The sequence below is a fragment of the Gemmatimonadota bacterium genome (genome assembly GCA_026702745.1).
Taxonomy (GTDB): Bacteria; JAAXHH01; JAAXHH01; order JAAXHH01; family JAAXHH01; genus JAAXHH01.
In genome coordinates this window covers 62,542-78,848 of the sequence record JAPPBT010000050.1, presented here as the reverse complement: position 1 = coordinate 78,848, position 16,307 = coordinate 62,542, and the positions used below count along the sequence as shown (strand labels likewise).

The 16,307-nt window shown below is 57.8% G+C and carries 12 protein-coding genes; 4 read left to right on the top strand and 8 right to left on the bottom strand.

The window, feature by feature from the left end; translation table 11 throughout:
- Positions 1-497 (top strand): phytanoyl-CoA dioxygenase family protein (locus OXH56_07795; GenBank protein MCY3555209.1); only part of this gene is annotated, 497 nt, incomplete at its 5' end.
- A gap of 16 nt (positions 498-513) precedes the next feature.
- Here the strand turns inward: OXH56_07795 and OXH56_07790 are convergent.
- From OXH56_07790 to OXH56_07775, 4 genes are all read right to left on the bottom strand, one after another.
- A complete protein-coding gene (locus OXH56_07790; GenBank protein ID MCY3555208.1) occupies positions 514-801 on the bottom strand; it encodes a helix-turn-helix transcriptional regulator in 288 nt (95 codons plus the stop codon).
- Between the two features lie 54 nt (positions 802-855).
- The gene (locus OXH56_07785; GenBank protein MCY3555207.1) at positions 856-1,218 is read right to left on the bottom strand and encodes a VOC family protein; all 363 of its coding nucleotides are present in this window, start codon (positions 1,216-1,218) and stop codon (positions 856-858) included.
- Between the two features lie 48 nt (positions 1,219-1,266).
- Positions 1,267-2,562 (bottom strand): sulfite oxidase, encoded by a 1,296-nt coding sequence (locus OXH56_07780; protein MCY3555206.1) that lies wholly within the window; start codon positions 2,560-2,562, stop codon positions 1,267-1,269.
- A gap of 947 nt (positions 2,563-3,509) precedes the next feature.
- A complete protein-coding gene (locus OXH56_07775; protein MCY3555205.1) occupies positions 3,510-3,851 on the bottom strand; it encodes a hypothetical protein in 342 nt (113 codons plus the stop codon).
- 928 nt (positions 3,852-4,779) lie between these two features.
- Here OXH56_07775 and OXH56_07770 point away from each other — a divergent pair.
- Both OXH56_07770 and OXH56_07765 read left to right on the top strand, forming a co-directional pair.
- Positions 4,780-6,165 (top strand): DNA methyltransferase, encoded by a 1,386-nt coding sequence (locus tag OXH56_07770; GenBank protein ID MCY3555204.1) that lies wholly within the window; start codon positions 4,780-4,782, stop codon positions 6,163-6,165.
- Between the two features lie 46 nt (positions 6,166-6,211).
- A complete protein-coding gene (locus tag OXH56_07765) occupies positions 6,212-6,610 on the top strand; it encodes a hypothetical protein (protein ID MCY3555203.1) in 399 nt (132 codons plus the stop codon).
- Between the two features lie 622 nt (positions 6,611-7,232).
- Here the strand turns inward: OXH56_07765 and OXH56_07760 are convergent.
- From OXH56_07760 to OXH56_07745, 4 genes are all read right to left on the bottom strand, one after another.
- Entirely contained in the window at positions 7,233-8,984 is a 1,752-nt protein-coding gene (locus OXH56_07760) for a Rieske (2Fe-2S) protein (GenBank protein ID MCY3555202.1), read from the bottom strand.
- A 70-nt stretch (positions 8,985-9,054) separates the two neighbouring features.
- Entirely contained in the window at positions 9,055-10,875 is a 1,821-nt protein-coding gene (locus OXH56_07755; protein MCY3555201.1) for a Rieske (2Fe-2S) protein, read from the bottom strand.
- An 81-nt stretch (positions 10,876-10,956) separates the two neighbouring features.
- Positions 10,957-13,719 carry a DNA polymerase I gene (gene polA / locus OXH56_07750; protein ID MCY3555200.1) on the bottom strand — a complete coding sequence of 921 codons (2,763 nt, stop codon included), beginning with the start codon at positions 13,717-13,719 and terminating at the stop codon, positions 10,957-10,959.
- Positions 13,720-13,916: 197 nt separating this feature from the next.
- A complete protein-coding gene (locus OXH56_07745; protein MCY3555199.1) occupies positions 13,917-14,897 on the bottom strand; it encodes an amidohydrolase family protein in 981 nt (326 codons plus the stop codon).
- Between the two features lie 216 nt (positions 14,898-15,113).
- On the opposite strand from OXH56_07745, the gene OXH56_07740 reads away from it, so the two are divergent.
- Positions 15,114-16,307, top strand: a complete 1,194-nt coding sequence (locus tag OXH56_07740) for an aminotransferase class V-fold PLP-dependent enzyme (GenBank protein MCY3555198.1) — start codon at positions 15,114-15,116, stop codon at positions 16,305-16,307.

Sequence of the window (16,307 nt, the reverse complement as noted above, 5' to 3'; positions counted from 1 at the left end):
AAATCATCGACGGTACGCCGTACAGAACCGACGTGCTGGGAATCCCTGCGGAGGACAACTGGCACCAGGACGCCAGCTTCTGGCCCCTCTCGCCGTCAAAGACGGTCACCGCCTGGCTGGCCATCGACGACGCGGACACGGGCAACGCCTGCATGCGTTTCGTGGCCGGATCGCACCACTTCGGGCACCTTACCTATCACATGAGCGAAGAAGCCGAGAATAACGTGCTCAACCAGACGGTGAAAGAGGTCGGGGAGTACGGCACCGAGGTGGATATCGAACTCAAGGCGGGAGAGATCTCGCTGCACAGCGACCTACTGCTGCACGGGTCGGGCCTGAATTCGTCGGACCGCCGCCGTTGCGGGCTGACGCTCAGGTTCTGCGCCGCCGCCGTTCGCGCCGAACTCAACTGGAACAAGGAAGGCGTGATCGTCAAAGGATCCGATCCCACGGGCCACTGGGCGGATCTGCCGCGGCCTGCGGTGGACAACGTGTAGCAGATCGGGATCATCGTCAAACCAGGGCGATATGCAGACGTCTCCCAAGCGCACGGGCCGCCCGTTCGAGAGTTTGCAACGTAACCGAACTGTTTTCCGGATCCAGCAGGCGATCCAGTGAGGCGCGACTCGTGTGCATTCGCCGGGCCATTTCCGTCTTGGTCAGTCCCTGATTCAACATGTATTGCCCCACCTGATAAGCAACCACTCGCTTGATCGCGACTCGTTCTACCTCTTGAGTCAGTCCTTCTACATTCAGATAGTCATCGAAGTCGCTTCCGACGTGTTGTACCTCTGTAGTCATTTATACGCATCTCCCAGCACTCTAATCCACCTGCAACTGTCATAGGTTCGATTCTCACGAAGCGGGTTCCCAAAGCTCGATCGCGTTTCCTTCGGGGTCGTGGATACGGGCGAACCGACCGATGCCCTCCATCTCGTTTTCGTGGCTGACCTCGATATCCGCAGACTTCAACTGTTTGATCATCGCGTCCAGATCGGCTACGCGGAAATTCAGCATGAATGTCTTGTCGGTTGCGAAGTAATCCGTGTCAGCGTTGAATGGTGAGAATACCGTGACCCCGGACTCGGTCACCCAGGGCGCCATCTCCATGTTCGTTGGAGCAGGATCGATGCCAAGGTGATCATGGTACCATTTCGTAAGTCCTTCCGGATCCTCTGCCCGAAAGAAGAACCCGCCGAATCCCTGAACCTTATGCACGCAACATACCCCCTTTGCAATGTGAGATAAAACTCCAGCAGGTCGGGTTTACTCCATGTAAACAGCAATACGGTGCATGGCGTTATTCAGGTAGCCGCCGGGATTCCACGCGATGGCGTGGGGCTGGCTGACGCCATGCGAATCCGTCGCCCTGGCCCAGACTTCGTAATACCCTTCCCGCGGGAACGACACTGCGGACCGCCAGTTCTGCCAGGCGTAGGCGTTCACCGGATCATCCAGCGTCGCGGGCATCCAGGTCGCCCCGAAGTCGCTCGACAGGTCCACCGCGTCGACGCGCCCCTCGCCTGCCCACGCATGACCGCGCACTTCAACCGAGCCTTCCGTTGTCCGGCGTCCCGTCGCGGGATGGGTGATCAGCGACTTCACCGGCATGTTTTCGATGATGCGGAAGTCCTCTTCATCCACGGTCTCGCCGGGCGCGATCCCCCGGTCCGGCAAGCGATAAGAGGTCCCTGTCATCTTGGGCCCGTCGTGTACCTGGTCCCGGATCTCAACGCGGGTCAGCCACTTCTGGGAACACGAACCGGGCCAACCAGGTATAATCAGCCGTAGCGGCCCGCCGTTCATCGGGTGGATCGGCCGGCCGTTCTGGGCGAAGGCGATGAGATTGTGCGGGTCCATGGCCTTGTCGATCGGCACCCCGCGGGAGATGGGAAGCCCGGCCGACGCGCCGGAAAGGTGGGTATCGGCGCCGTAGTGGGCGGTGTAGACGGCGCCGCGCCGGATTCCAGCGGCTTCCAGCACGTCTGAAAGTCGAACCCCCGTCCACTCCGAGCAGGCCACCGCGCCGTAAGTCCACTGTTCGCCCTTCGTCTTCGGGTCGAAGAATGCGCGTCCGTTGCCCGCGCATTCCAGGGCCAGCGCGCGGGTTACGACTTCGAAGCGTGCTCCAAGATCCTCGAGGCCGAGTGTCAATGGGTGGTCGACCAGGCCGTCGATGGCCAGTTGCCAGCGCGATGCGTCCAGGTCCTCGGGCATCAACCCGTTGTTGCGGACGAAGTGTCTTTCGGTGGGCGTAATGGCGTCATCGAGGAGGTGCGGCGGGGTCTCCGCGCACATGGGCCGGTCATTGAGGACCGTGAGGCCGTCTTTGCCGGTAATGACACCTTCGGCGGCGAGCGCTACGGGTATGAAGTGGGCGGGCATGTTGCGGTGGAAGGGGATCGCGGCCCCGACCAGTGCGCCCATGGCCGCCAGGCCGGCGTTCTTCAGGAACCCGCGACGGTCGGGATACGTGCGACGGCCGAAAAGCAGGCGGTCGGCCTCGTCCGGATCTAGACGATAGAGATCATAAAGATGCCCGTCAGTTGGATCGGTACTCATGACCATTCACCCATACGAAGATTAAACCTTTAACATATCTCAATCTACGTTCTTTCAAAGATCACCGCCCCACACATCCGTTTTTCGTAATCATCTTGAAGGGCCTCCAAATTCGTACCTTGGTTACTGCAAGATGCAGATTCGAATGCCCTGCAGTCTAAATCACATTCTGTTGCCCCGGTTTCTCCAATCATCGAAATCAAGCAAATTCTGAAGGTAAATTTCGTATTGCTCGATCTCATTCATACTTGGTTCTAAAGTTCTAAGACCGCCATTTGAGTTAAGAAATCCGGCCAATTCTCCTGGGAGAACCACTGGAATCTCCATCGCATGACCCCATCTTGAGCGAGCGTCGAGACTGGGTTTACTGTTACCTCTAATGGAAAGCTTCGTAGAGTCGTCACCTCGTGTGCCTGAGTAAAACCGCTGAACAGCGTAACTTATGCTGTCTGCTTCGTAGAAATAAAACCGTCCGTGCCCACGAGGCTTCCAATTGGGTGCTACCATCGTTTTCCTGTTATCATCGAAATTAACGTAACGAACGCGAGCTATCCTCGTCTGATGATATAGTATATCGAAATATCCCGCGTGGTTATTCTCGTGATGCAGCTCTCCGCGTGTCCATTCCTCATTCCGAGCGATATGTTCCTCTGCGTCAGCAACTAGCAGTGTGAACTCGGGAAACATAGTGTGGTAATAGTTCCCTGTACATCCGTCATCGTCGATCAATGACCACGAATCGGCGTCGTTCAAGTAACCTTTAACCCTATGTAACGGTGCCGTATCCAAGCCAAAGCGCTCTCGCCACATCCGCTCAATCTCATGTGGTGGTGCGACTTCATCGACTGGTGTGTTCGTGTCGCAAACACGCGTGTATATGTGATGGGCTCGAATTTGTTTGTATTGCTGCACAAGATAGAAAGGTTTATTTGCATTGTTCTCTATTACTAATACATCCAGTTGTATTCCCGAAAGCGAGATTTCTTGTAAGTAAAATTCTGGATACCTAGACTGAAAAAACGACTGGCGTTTCCACGGAAAATACTCGCTAAATCTGCTTGAGATCTACGACCGCCGTCGTTTCTTATTGAATGCAACCTAAACCCATCATCAACCCCGTAAACTAGAAACCGATCACCTTCATGTTTTGCATTTGCAAGACTAAGAATGTCGTGAATAAGATCCGATTTGGATTTGTGATGCTCACGTTTGAAATCCCAATATGTACCTTCAGATTTACGACTGACAAGCGACAAAACTGTTGCTTGTAGGTCATCAATTGCGGTCATAGTACAACCCCCCTCGGTTATTCTATAGATTGGAAATCTCAGACCAAGACAAAGCTAGAATGTACTTAACGTTACAGGTGGGTGTCAGTGTTTGTTGAACACCAGCTGGGTTCGGTACAGCTTTGAAATCAAAAGATCCCTATCATTTGAGGGCGTATACGGTTTTTACTTCCCATATATCCATACATTCTCCAGTAGTCAAATGATGATAAAGGTGCGACAGTAGGATACAAAATTGGCACTCAAGGGACCCAATAGAGTTCATAGCAAGGGTTTGTCCAACATCGGATTTTCCCGGTTATTCTTGATGAACATACAGCCCTGGGTTGGTTTGAGCAACAATCGTGGCTGAAGGTCCGTTCTACCGGATGTGCATGAAGTTCAACGTCCAGTTTAACGTCAAACGCATCGATACCGGAAGTATAAGGGTCGCCCGTTTTTTGCGTCCCGAAGGTTACGGGACGGGTCAATTTAGCTATTGCAAGTGGGGGCTATTGGCATAAACTTGATCACGTGCGGGATTACAGGCATGTCCTTGATGATACTGGGCCGAGTACTATACGTCACGTTCAATTCAGCGTGGAAATTCGTACCTTGGTTTGTGCAGTGGTTTTGAAGCGGAAACGCCAGAATTGGAATGTCCTGCCAAATTAACAATGCTATTGTCGGCGGAGTCGAATGCGACAAGCTCACATCCATATAGAGCATCCAATAATGGCGTAGAATCCTTATAGAACCTCATTGACCGTAGGTATCACGATATCTATCACCACGGAGCGTTAAGCACTCGGGGCTGCATACAGACAAAATCGAATTTCGGCACAACGCCAGGTTACTGGGAACTGTGGACCGAATGTGACTGACTGATGTAGTAATAGGTGGTATGTGATTGTAATATAACGATCTAGTAGCATAAGGAGTTTTAAAATTGGGAACGCCTAACTGGGATAACCGCACACTCTTCCACGGAGATAATTTGAAATTCATGCGTGCCATGAACTCCGAATCAGTGGATTTGATTGCGACCGATCCGCCCTTTAACAAGGGACGGGATTTTCATGCTACGCCTGACTCGCTCGCGGACGGCGCCAAGTTTCAAGATCGTTGGTCGTGGGAACAGGATGTTCATGAGGAATGGGTGGATCAAATATCGGATGATTACCCTCACGTAATGCACGTCATACAGGGTTCTCGCTCCAGTTACGGAGATGACATGGGCGCATTTTTGTGTTTCATGGCTGTGCGCCTTATCGCGATGCGTCGATTGTTAAAACCAACAGGTTCGATATACCTTCATTGCGACCCTGCCGCTAGCCACTACTTGAAGGAATTGATGGATGCGGTTTTTGGTCGTGCTAATTTCCGAAACGAGATTGCGTGGATGTACACGGGAAGGCTTATGGTGGGGAAAAAGAGGTTTAACTCGAAACATGATTTGATATTGTTCTACAGCAAATCAAACAAACACAAAATTAATCCTATTACCGAACCTATCGACAAAAACGATTATCTAAAGATGAAAAAACAAAAAGTCCATACAGATAACGAAGGACGAGATTGGATATGGGGCCATGCAGGAAAAGGCAAAAGCCACGAATATCGCATCTATCTTGACGAGGTTGTATCTAAAGGAAAAGCAGTAAGTGCTGAATGGTTTTTCCCTATTATCAACACGTCGTCTAAGGAACGCACAGGCTACCCTACCCAGAAACCTCTTAATCTGTACGGGCGCATAATTGAGGCATCTAGTAAGGAAGACGATGTAGTTTTGGATCCATTCGCAGGTTGTGCCACAACCCTTGTTGCTGCCGAAAAACTGGGTCGGAAGTGGGTAGGTATCGACCTGTGGGAAAAATCGTCAGAGGTTGTTGTAAACCGATTGCAGCAGGAAGGATTGCTCGGCGGCAGCCAACCACAAGGTGGGAAGGGTCAGGGCGTAATGCCCCTGCATGGTGATTTGACGTTTACCAGCGAACTCCCTGAACGGACTGACGATGGAGAAACCGCCGTACCATACCTTCGTCCGAAGGTGATGGTTAAAGAACCAGAAGGACCTAAGTATACGCGCCATCAAATGTATGAACACCTGTTGGATCAAAAGGGCCCTAAGTGTCAGGGATGCGACCGTGTGTTCGATGATCCTCGTTACCTTGAGTTGGACCATAACACACCACGATCCGATGGTGGTTTGAATCACATTTCTAATCGTGTACTGCTTTGCGGTCCGTGCAACAGGTTGAAAAGCAACAAGTTTACCCTTTCTGGACTTCGCAGTGAAAACATGAAAAGGGGGTTTATGGCCGATCAGGATTAGGGTATATCAAATCGCGAGATCCACTCTAAAGAAGTGGGATAGGAGCATGTCAGAACAAGAATTAGAACGTGATCAAGACACCTATCAACAAGCAGAACGGGATAGGGATAGTACGATTTTAAAGGTCGCTTCTGGTTTTCTTATAGTATCGATGGCATTTTACAGGAATTTTGTCGGTGAAGGTACGCCACAGTATATTTCGTATTTGACATGGGCTTGGATATGCTTCGTTAGTTCACTTATTGCACAGGTGGTCGCGTATTACACTTGCCTTATGGCGTTCAAGATGAAGATTGAAAACCAAAACCGTAGTCAGGAGGCTGGGGAATTATGGTTCAAGTTTAACTGGATTCTAAATCTGATCGCCCCCATAACACTTATAATTGGTATTGTTCTCATGTTGTTTTTTGCATGTAACAATTTGCCAAAGGAGTGGTATCAGTGAGTACTGGCAGAAAGCCAACGACACGTCCAGAGACTAAAAGTCCAGGTAGGCCGCCGCAACCTAAACCACCGCCACCGCCAAAGAAATAAAGAATGCGGAGGCTTCACGATTGCTAAACGACACCCACGCCGTGAAACTTTAATAGAAGGTCCACTTCCTACTATCCGCTTCAAAGCCAGCTGTTTCTAGCCCAGTAATAAGATGGGATCCGAATAAATACCACGCCGCAACGCCACGCGAATGCGGTAGTTCGCACCTACCAGGTTAAGTACGGAGAATAAAGGGATAAGGGGGAGGATTATGATGGTCAAGATTGAGCGTTTAGGGCACGTAGAATCTGAAGAATACAAACCATGTGGCTATTGCGGTAACTTAGTTGAAGTTGGCAGGAAGAAAGAAGGGGTATGGCACAAGGACTATCCTGATGGCCCCTCTCGTGTTTACCATAGGGAATGTCTTAAAAAGATCGTCAATCTTCATGAAGAATGAATCATGCTCACCTTCTCCGCAACCTGTTATCCAAGTTATCAAATCCCGCCGTAGTAACAATTGCATGCGATTCACTACATGCTGCACTTGATTTCAATACCCCATTGTAAAATGTAATTGCTTCCAACCGATTTTACGCCTCGTACAGATCCACCGCGGTCTGTCCCTTGGCGAACCGGAGGGCAGTCGCCGCGGCGGACTGGCTGCCTGTGGCACGCCGGCTGTCGGTGGCCCAGCGCGCCAGGCCGACCAGCAACTGGTTGCGCGAGGGGTGATCCGCGCACAGGGTCCACTCGTCGAAGATCGTCCGCAGCGTGGAGAGGATATTGCGGCCATTGTCGTCCTTGAGGATTACCAGGCCGAGGCCGCGGAGCAGCGTGTCTCCAGAGTAGCCGGAACGCAGGTAGTCCCGGGTCTGCCGCCCGATATCCCTGATCTGGATCTTTTCGATGGATGAAAGGACGCTTTCGATCGCTTCGGACTCGTCCGCGCTTCCCGGCGGCAGGCTGCCGCGGGACTCGGACAGGGGCCGGTGGGTGATGTTCAGCCAACGGTCGCCGTAGAACTGCCAGGCGACATGATACAGGGCCTGGGCGGCGACCCGGGATCCGGCAAACCGCTGGGCCTTGCGCACCGCGGAGGCCATCATCATCTCCCGGACCAGTCCCCCCCAGCCAGGGTTCATGTTCACCGGCGTGCGTGCCATGCGGTCCGCGGCGAGGATCACCATGGTCGTCACGATCCGATCGATGGATACGCCGTCTTTCAACGCCTGCGTGACCGCACCGAAGGTCGGTCCGATTTCGCCGCTGACCAGGCCTTCGGCGAAGGCATCCTCGTCGAACGCCACGGCGGTACCCCCGGCCTGTCTGTCTTCGAGGGCATCCAGTGTTGCCGTGTCGGCGATGAACCGGTCGATGGCCGACTGCCGGATCTCGTCGGGCAGCCCCCGCTCCTGGCCCAGGATCTTGGCCGACAGGTTGCAGACCAGTTCCTCTGCCTCGTCCCATCCGAATTCCTCGAGCACCTCCGCGATGTAGCCGATGTTGAGCAGATTGTTCGAATTGCCGAGGAAATGGGGCGCCATGGCGCATTCGAAGAGCAGTGGAAGGATCTCGTGGTCATGGCCACCCATGCGCCGGGCGGTGATCAGGCACTTCTCGATGCCCTCCCATTTCTTATCTTTCGAAAACACCCGGATCCAGCCTTCGAGTTTCTCCCAGGTGACCGGGTCGGGCAGCCGCTGGATGCTCGGCCGGTCCCCCGCGCGGCCCGACAGTCCATGGGCGGCGAAGGTCAGCGGGATGATCCGGTCGTCGCTCTCGTATTGACGGGCTACCTTGATCCCGTTGACGAAATCCGAAACCTCTCCGCCGCCGTCGTTGGCGCCTCGTTCCGTGGCGATGTGCCGGCCGCCGTGACGGATGATGAGGCCTAACGTGTCCCCTTCGGACACGCCCCGCGCCAGCATGATGGCGACTGCCTTGGATATGGTCCACTGGTCCGTGGAATAGAGCCCTTCCTTCAACAGCAGGAAATGGGCGTCGGACCGTTTCGAGCCGCCGTCGCCGACACTTACGTATACGTCGCCGTTCCGCTCTTCGACCGGGAAGGTCTCCAGGTCGTCGCACCCGCCGGTGAAACAGCCTCCCCCGCCGAGGTCGTAGCTCCATCCGTGCCAGTCGCAGGTCAACACGCCGTTGCGGACGCGGCCCCGCGTGAGCGGATAGCCCATGTGCGGACACTGGTTGTCCGTGGCGTAGATCGACCCGTTGTGCCGGAAGAGGGCGATGCTCCTGCCCTCCACTTTCACGGCCTTGGGCTTGCCGTCCACCACCTCGTCGGCGCCCGCCACCCGTACGAATCCATTCTGTTCCGTCGCCATAACCGATTACCTCTCCGATGATCCGTGTGTGTTACTGGTCAGATAATCCACGTCTGCAGTCCTTCGATCCCTAGTCGTCAAATACCTCGACCGTCGTCCGCCCTTCAGAAAACCGCATGGCCGTGTTGATGGAGGCCATGCTGTTCTTGTTCAAACGCACGTCCGTTGCGTACCGGGCCAGTCCCACCAGGAGCTGGTACCGGGACGGGTGCGCCGATCCGCCGGCGGCTGCACCGTTTGCATCAGCGCCGCCCGCGTCCGCACCGTTGGCGTCCGCACCGCCCGCATCCGCAACGCCGCCTTCCCATTCATTGAAGGTGACGCGCAACGTGGGCAGAAGCTCCATGTTGGTATCGTCCCACAGGATCGCCCGGCCGATATCCTTGAGCAGTTCCGAACCGTCGAACCCGCTGTTCAGGTAACCTACCACCTGGTCGCCCACGTCGTGGATATCCAGTGACTTGATGGAATGGACGATGCGCTCCGAAGCGGTGGCCGCGTCCGGCGCGTCCGACAGATGGCCCGGAAGCGGTTCGTCGAGGGCGCGGGTGGGAATGTTGATCCACCGGTTGTCGAAGATCTGCCAGGCGGCGTGGAAGAGGCCCTTCGCCGCGGCCGCGGGTCCACCATAGGCATGGACGTGCCGCAGGGACGCCGCCAGGTTGTATTCGGTGGACAGGGAACCCCATCCGGCGTCGACGTTTACGGGCGTGCGGGCCATGCGGTCCGCCGCGAGCAGGACGAAGGTCGTGATGAGGCGCTCGATGGCCACGCCGTCCCGCAGGGCTTTGGCCACGGCTTCGAAAGACCGTTCGACGTCCACGCTCAACAGGGCGTCCACGAATGCGTTCTCGTCGTAGTCGGTGCGGGTGTTCGCGCCGTAATCCCGCGATTCGAGCTCTGGCGCAAGGCCTTCGAGCAGGCGGACCGCGTCCCGGTGAAACCGCTCCGGCTCGTCGCGGCCCCGTCCGACCATCTTGGCGCCAAGGTTGCAGACCAGTTCGGACGCCTCTCCCCAGCCGAAGGTATCCACCACCCGGGCGAGGTCCCCCAGGTTGGCCACGTTTCGGGCGAAGCCCAGGAAATAGGGGGCTACGGCGCATTCAAACAGCAGCTTGAAGATGTGTGCTTCCTGGCCGTTCTCGCGGGCCGTGTGCAGGCACCTTTCTATCCTGAAATCCTGCATGTTGCGGGAGAACATGCGCACCCAGCCGTCGATCTGTTCCCAGCGCACGGGCGGCGGCAGCGTGATGACCTCGAGCCGTTCAGACGCCCGCCCCGACGCCGCGCGGCCGGCCAGCGACAGGGCCATCAGGCGGTCCTCGCCGTCGTACCTTCGGCCGACTTCGAGGCCGGAGACCAGGAGGGAAACGATATTGCCGCCCCCGCCCGCGTCCTGCTCCGACGCCACGTGACGGCCCAGGTGCCGCAGGACCAGCTGCACGATGTCGTGTTCCGATACACCGCCGGACAGCAGCAGGGCGGTGGCCTTGGAGATCGTCCACGAATCCCCGCTCAGGAGACCCTCCCAGAGCAGCTGCAGGTGCTGGTCGCGTCGCCGGTAGGTCGCGTCCCCGGCCTGAACCCATAGCTCGTCCCCGCGGATGTCGACGGGAAAGGTCTCCAGGTCGTCGCATTCGTAGTTGAAGCACCCGCCGCCTTCGAGATCGAAGCTGCGTCCGTGCCAGTCGCAGGTCAGGACGCCGTCCTTCACTACGCCGCGCGTCAGCGGAAACCCCATGTGGGGGCATTGGTTGTCGGTGGCGTGGATGCGGCCATCCACGTTGAACAGGGCGACGCTGCGCCCCTCGCTGATTTTAACGGCGCGGGATTCCCCGGGCGGCACGTCCGCGAGGGTACCTACCCGGATCCAGCCGTTTCCTGCGCTCATTGGAATGTTTCCTTTCTCAGGTGTGCTGTCTGCCTCCGACGCTCCCGCGAGCATCCGGGCCGCTAGTGGGCTTCCAGGCCATCAATGGGCTTCCAGCCAGTTCGCGCCGATGCCGACTTCCACCTCGATGGGCACGGTCATGGGCAGCGCGCTCCGCATGCATTCCTCGATCAGGCCGGGCACGGTATCCTGTTCCGATTTATGCAGGTCGAAGACGAGTTCGTCATGCACCTGCAGCAGCATCCGCGTCCGGCACGCCCGTTTTTTTAGTTCGTTGTGTATCCGCGTCATGGCCAGCTTGATCAGGTCGGCTGCCGTGCCCTGGATGCGGGAATTGATGGCGACGCGCTCCTCGGCGCGCTTGGTGGTGTTGTTACGGGAATTGATGTCCCGCAGGTACCTGCGCCGGCCCGTCATGGTCTCGACGAATCCGTTCTCCTGGGCGAACTTGACCGTTTCGTCCATGTACTTGCGCGTCCCCGGATACTTCGCGAAGTACTGGTCGATCAATTCCTGGCCCTGACCCCGCGGGATGTTGAGCCGTTCGGCGAGTCCGAAGGCGGAGATGCCGTAGATGATGCCGAAATTGACGGTCTTGGCACGCCGGCGCATCTCGTCGGTCACCCCGTCGGGGTCTACGTCATAGATCTTCATGGCCGTCGCCGAGTGGATGTCCTCGTGCTGGATGAAGGTCTCCATCATGCCCTCGTCCCGGCTGAGCTCGGCGGCGATGCGCAGTTCGATCTGGGAATAGTCCGCGGCCATCAGGAGGTAGTCGTCGTCCCGCGGCACGAAGGCCTTGCGGATCTGGCGGCCCATCTCCGTGCGGACCGGGATGGTCTGCAGGTTGGGCCCGTGGGACTGAATCCGACCGGTGGCGATCACGGCCTGCTCGTAGGAAGTATGCACGCGCCCCGTCCCGGAAAACACGGCGTGGGGCAACTGGCTGACGTAAACCGAATTCAGCTTGGTGCACATCCGGTAGTGGAGGATCTGCTCCACGATCTCGTGCTTGGGCGCGAGCCGTCGCAGTATGGCTTCCGCCGTCGAGTACTGGCCCGTCTTGGCCGTGCGCTTGGCGTTGGGATCGATTTTCAGCTTGTCGAAGAGGATGTGCCCGAGCTGTTTCGCCGAATTGAAATCCACGGGTTCCCCGGCCAGCTCGGTGATCCGGTCCGAGGACCGCTGGATCTCTTCATCGAGCAGGCGGGACAGGTGCTCGAGCTGGCCCACGTCCATCCGCACGCCTTCGTGCTCCATTTCCACGAGAGCGGGCACCAGTGGGCATTCGATATCCGTGAAGACGGTATCCTGGTTCATCTCGCCGATCCGGGGCCGCAGTAGTTCGGCCAGCTGCAGCGTGATATCCGCGTCTTCGGCCGCGTACTCCACGACTTTCTCCAGCGGTGCGTCCTTCAGCGTGCCCTGATCCTCGCCCTTCTCGCCGATGAGGGTGGTGATGGAGATCGGCGTATAGCCCAGGAGGGCCTGCGACAGATAGTCCATGGTCCGGCGCAGGTCCGGCACGGTCACGTAGGCCGCCAGCATGGTGTCGAAGATGCGGCAGGACACGGTGATCCCGTGCCACCGCAGCACGGAGAGGTCGAACTTGATGTTGTGCCCGATGAGCTCCTGGCCGGAGTCGTCGAAAAGGGACTGGAATTCGCCGGCGACCTGCAATACCTCCTCCCGGCCCTCCGGCATGGGTACGTAATAGCCTGTATGCGGTTTGATCGAGAAGGCGAATCCCAGGATTTCGCAGGTCTTGGGATCCAGGCTCGTCGTTTCCATGTCGAAACAGAAGGACGACGCCTTGCGAAGTGAATCGATAAGCGCTGCGCGGGCTTCCGGGGTGTCGACGCAGCGGTAGTCGTGCTCCACGTCTGCGATCGTCTTCAGCTGGTCGCCCCCGAACAGGTCTTCCTGGGTGCCGGCGACGGTCAGCCGGGGGGCCGCCGAGAAATCGTCCCCGAATAGCCGCTTGCCCAGGGTATTGAACTCCAGTTCGACGAACAGCTTCTTGAGGTCTTCTTCCTTGCGTTCCTTGACGGTCAATGCGTCCGGCGTGACGTCCAGCGGCACCTCCCGCTCGATGGTGACCAGGCTCTTCGACAACACGGCCATGTCCCGGTTCTCCTCGATGCGCTCCTTCTGCTTGCCCTTCAACTGGTGGGTGTTTTCCAGCAGGTTCTCAACGGATCCGAACTGGGCGATGAGCTTCTGCGCGGTCTTTTCGCCGACGCCCGGGACGCCGGGCACGTTGTCGCTGGTATCCCCCATGAGCCCGAGTACGTCGATCACCTGGTCGACACGCTCGACGCCCCATTTCTCCAGCACCTCGGATACGCCCATGGTTTCGAAGTTGTCCCCGGTGTTCCCGGGTTTGCAGATGTAGGATTGTTCGGAGACGAGTTGCGCGTAGTCCTTGTCCGGCGTGACCATGAAGGTGGTAAAACCCGCTTCGTCGGCCTGCTTCGCCAGGGTCCCGATCACGTCGTCGGCCTCCCAGCCCGGGACGCGGATCACCGGGATATTGAACCCCTCGATCAACCGGAACAGGAAGGGCAGCGCGATGCTCAGGTCTTCGGGCATGGCGTCCCGCTGCGCCTTGTACTCGGGATACTGCTCGTGGCGGTGGGTCGGCTCGGGCGTATCGAACACCGCGGCGATATGGGTGGGCCTGTTCTTGTTCAGGATGCCGAGGATGGTATTGGCGATGGCGAACACCATGGATACGTTCATCCCCGTCGAAGTCATCCTCGGATTGCGGATCAACCCGAAATGACCGCGATAGGCCAGCGCCATCCCGTCCAGCAGGAACAGGGTCTTCTGCACCTCAGTCATATGTGGTTCGCTCCGGCTTCAAGGGAACCAGACGGGGACGGCCGGGATCGGCCGGGGAACGGGACGGGACATGAATGGCCCGGTCTAACCTGGCAAGTATATCCCGTACGTATCCGCCAACCCGCGGTTCCTGCCTGCCTGATGTAGTGTGTTGGTTTAATTAAAGTACGACAAACCAATTTTACCAGTGAATAGCGCTATTCCTTCAAAAGTCCTGCCGCGTTCCGGCCGACGATGCGCTGCCGGTCCGCTTCATCCAGCTCCAATTCATCGATAGTCCGCAGCCCCAGGTCGACGTCGGCGATCTGCTGGGGGAAGTCGGAACCGAACATCACCCGGTCGATCCCGGCGAAATCGATGGCCAGGCGAAGTGCGCCGCTGTCCGGCATCCCCGCGGATTCGTAGTACATGTCCTTCAGGTACTCAGATGGCGGCCGATCCAGTTGCTCGCGAGCCTCGGGGTAGGAACGGTAGGCCTGGTCGATCCGGCCCGCGAGGAACGGGACGGTGCCGCCCAGGTTCCCCAGCACGACCTTTAGGCCTGGGTGAGCCGCCATGGTCCCGCTGAATACCAGGTGCAGGGCGGCCACCGACGTGTCGAAAGGAAACCCGGCCATGGGCGTGAGCCTGTACGCCGCGTAAAGGTCATGGGCATGGGGCGTGGTGGGATGTACGAAGAGCGGCAGGTCCAGGGAAGAGGCCGTCGCGTAAAGTTCCTGAAACTCCGGGGCGCCCAGCGACAGGCCGTTGATATTCGAGAACAGCATGCCGCCCCGCAGGTTCAGTGACTCCGCGGCGAGGCGCAGTTCCGCCGCCGAAGCGGCCGGGTCCTGCAGTGGAAGGACCGCCAGGGCGGACAGCCGGCCGGGATGGCGGGCCACAGTCTTGGCCAGGGCCTCGTTCACGATCCGGGCGAGTCGGAGGCCGGCATCCGGTTCCTCGACGTGCAGTCCGGGAATCGAAAAGCTGAGCAGCTGCCGGTCCACGCCGTGCCGGTCCATATGTTCGATCACGTAGTCCGCATCGAAATGGCCCGGAGAGATCATGCTGTAATCGCCGTCAAGCTTCAGCAGGCGATGGCCGTCGGCGTCCCTGATCAGCGTTGCCTGGTATCCTCCCCCTTCGATCTCGTCGAGGTAGGCGGAGGTGTAGAAATGGGTGTGGAAATCGTATACCAAAACGGGCCCTCCAGCAGTTGTACCGGGCGTTCTGCCAGTGTGCGGCCGACGCCCGGGGTTTTAGACAATATAGATCGTTTTACATCAATTTCAACGCCGGAGGTAACGCACGGTAACGACCTCCCGAATTCCCTGTACAAAAACAGTGCCGGCGGATATCTTGGCAGTCGAGTTCGCGACCGACTGAAGCCACAGTAATTTCAACGGGAGACACCCATGCTGATTGATCCTTCCGAGTTCATTGGAACCCAGGGCATAACCCATCTGTGCACCGGCGGCGAATCGCCCATGCTGAAGACCCATGGCGACGCCGTCAACCGGTTCTTTGAAGACAAGCTCCTGGGAGAGGAAGGACGCAGGCGCCTCGAAGTGGTGTCCACCGGATGCAAAGAAAAAGTCGGGCGGCTGTTCGGCGTCCCGGCCGATGACATTGCCTTCCTGACCTCGACCTCCGAGGCCATCAACCTGCTGGTCTACGCACTCGACTGGAAGCCCGGCGACAACGTGGTGGTCGCCGACGTGGAGTTCCCTTCGGACGTATTGCCGTGGACCCTGTTGAAGGACCGCGGCGTTGAGCTTCGGATCGTAGAAAACGCTAACTGGCGCACGGAGTTGGAAAACCTTGATAAAGCGATAGATGAAAACACCAGGGTGGTCAATGTCAGCCATGTCAGCTATTTCACCGGCCAACGCCTGCCGCTGCCCGAACTTGCCGAAATCGTGCACCGCAAGAACGCCCTGCTTTGTCTCGACGTCACTCATTCCGCGGGTGCCGTTCCGGTGGAAGCGCAGTACGCGGACTTCGTCGTGTCCAGCTGCTACAAGTGGCTCATGGCCGTACACGGGGTCGGCATATTTTACTGGAACCGCCAGCGCGTACCCGAGCTGAACCCGCCTTTCGTGGGGTGGCATACACCGGCCTATCTCCCCGACTGGAAGGATCCATCCGCATACATCCCCCGGAAGGATGCCAGCCGGTTCACCCCGGGCAATGAAACCTGGATCGGGGTGTACATCCTGGACAACGCCCTGGACTGCCTGCTCGGCATCGGGATCGACCGCATCGAGGAGCACGTGCTTCACCTGAGCACCCGCGTGTGGGACGGCCTGTCGGACCTGGGCTGGGAGGTCATCACGCCCCGGGCGGAAGCGGAAAGGGCAGGCAACGTCTGCTTCACCGCGGCGGACGTCAATGCGGTGACTCACGCCCTCGAAGCGCAGAACGTGTTGATTTTCGGGGCTTACGGCGGCGTGGGAAGGGCCCGCGTGTCCACCCATTTCTACAATACGGACCGTGACGTGGACCGGTTCCTCGAAGTCATGCGGGAGATCCCGGTGACTTGCCCGGCGTCGACACCCGGCAGAGACTTCAGCAAAGCGGCCGGGGTGGCGGCCGAAAACCAGGGTTAA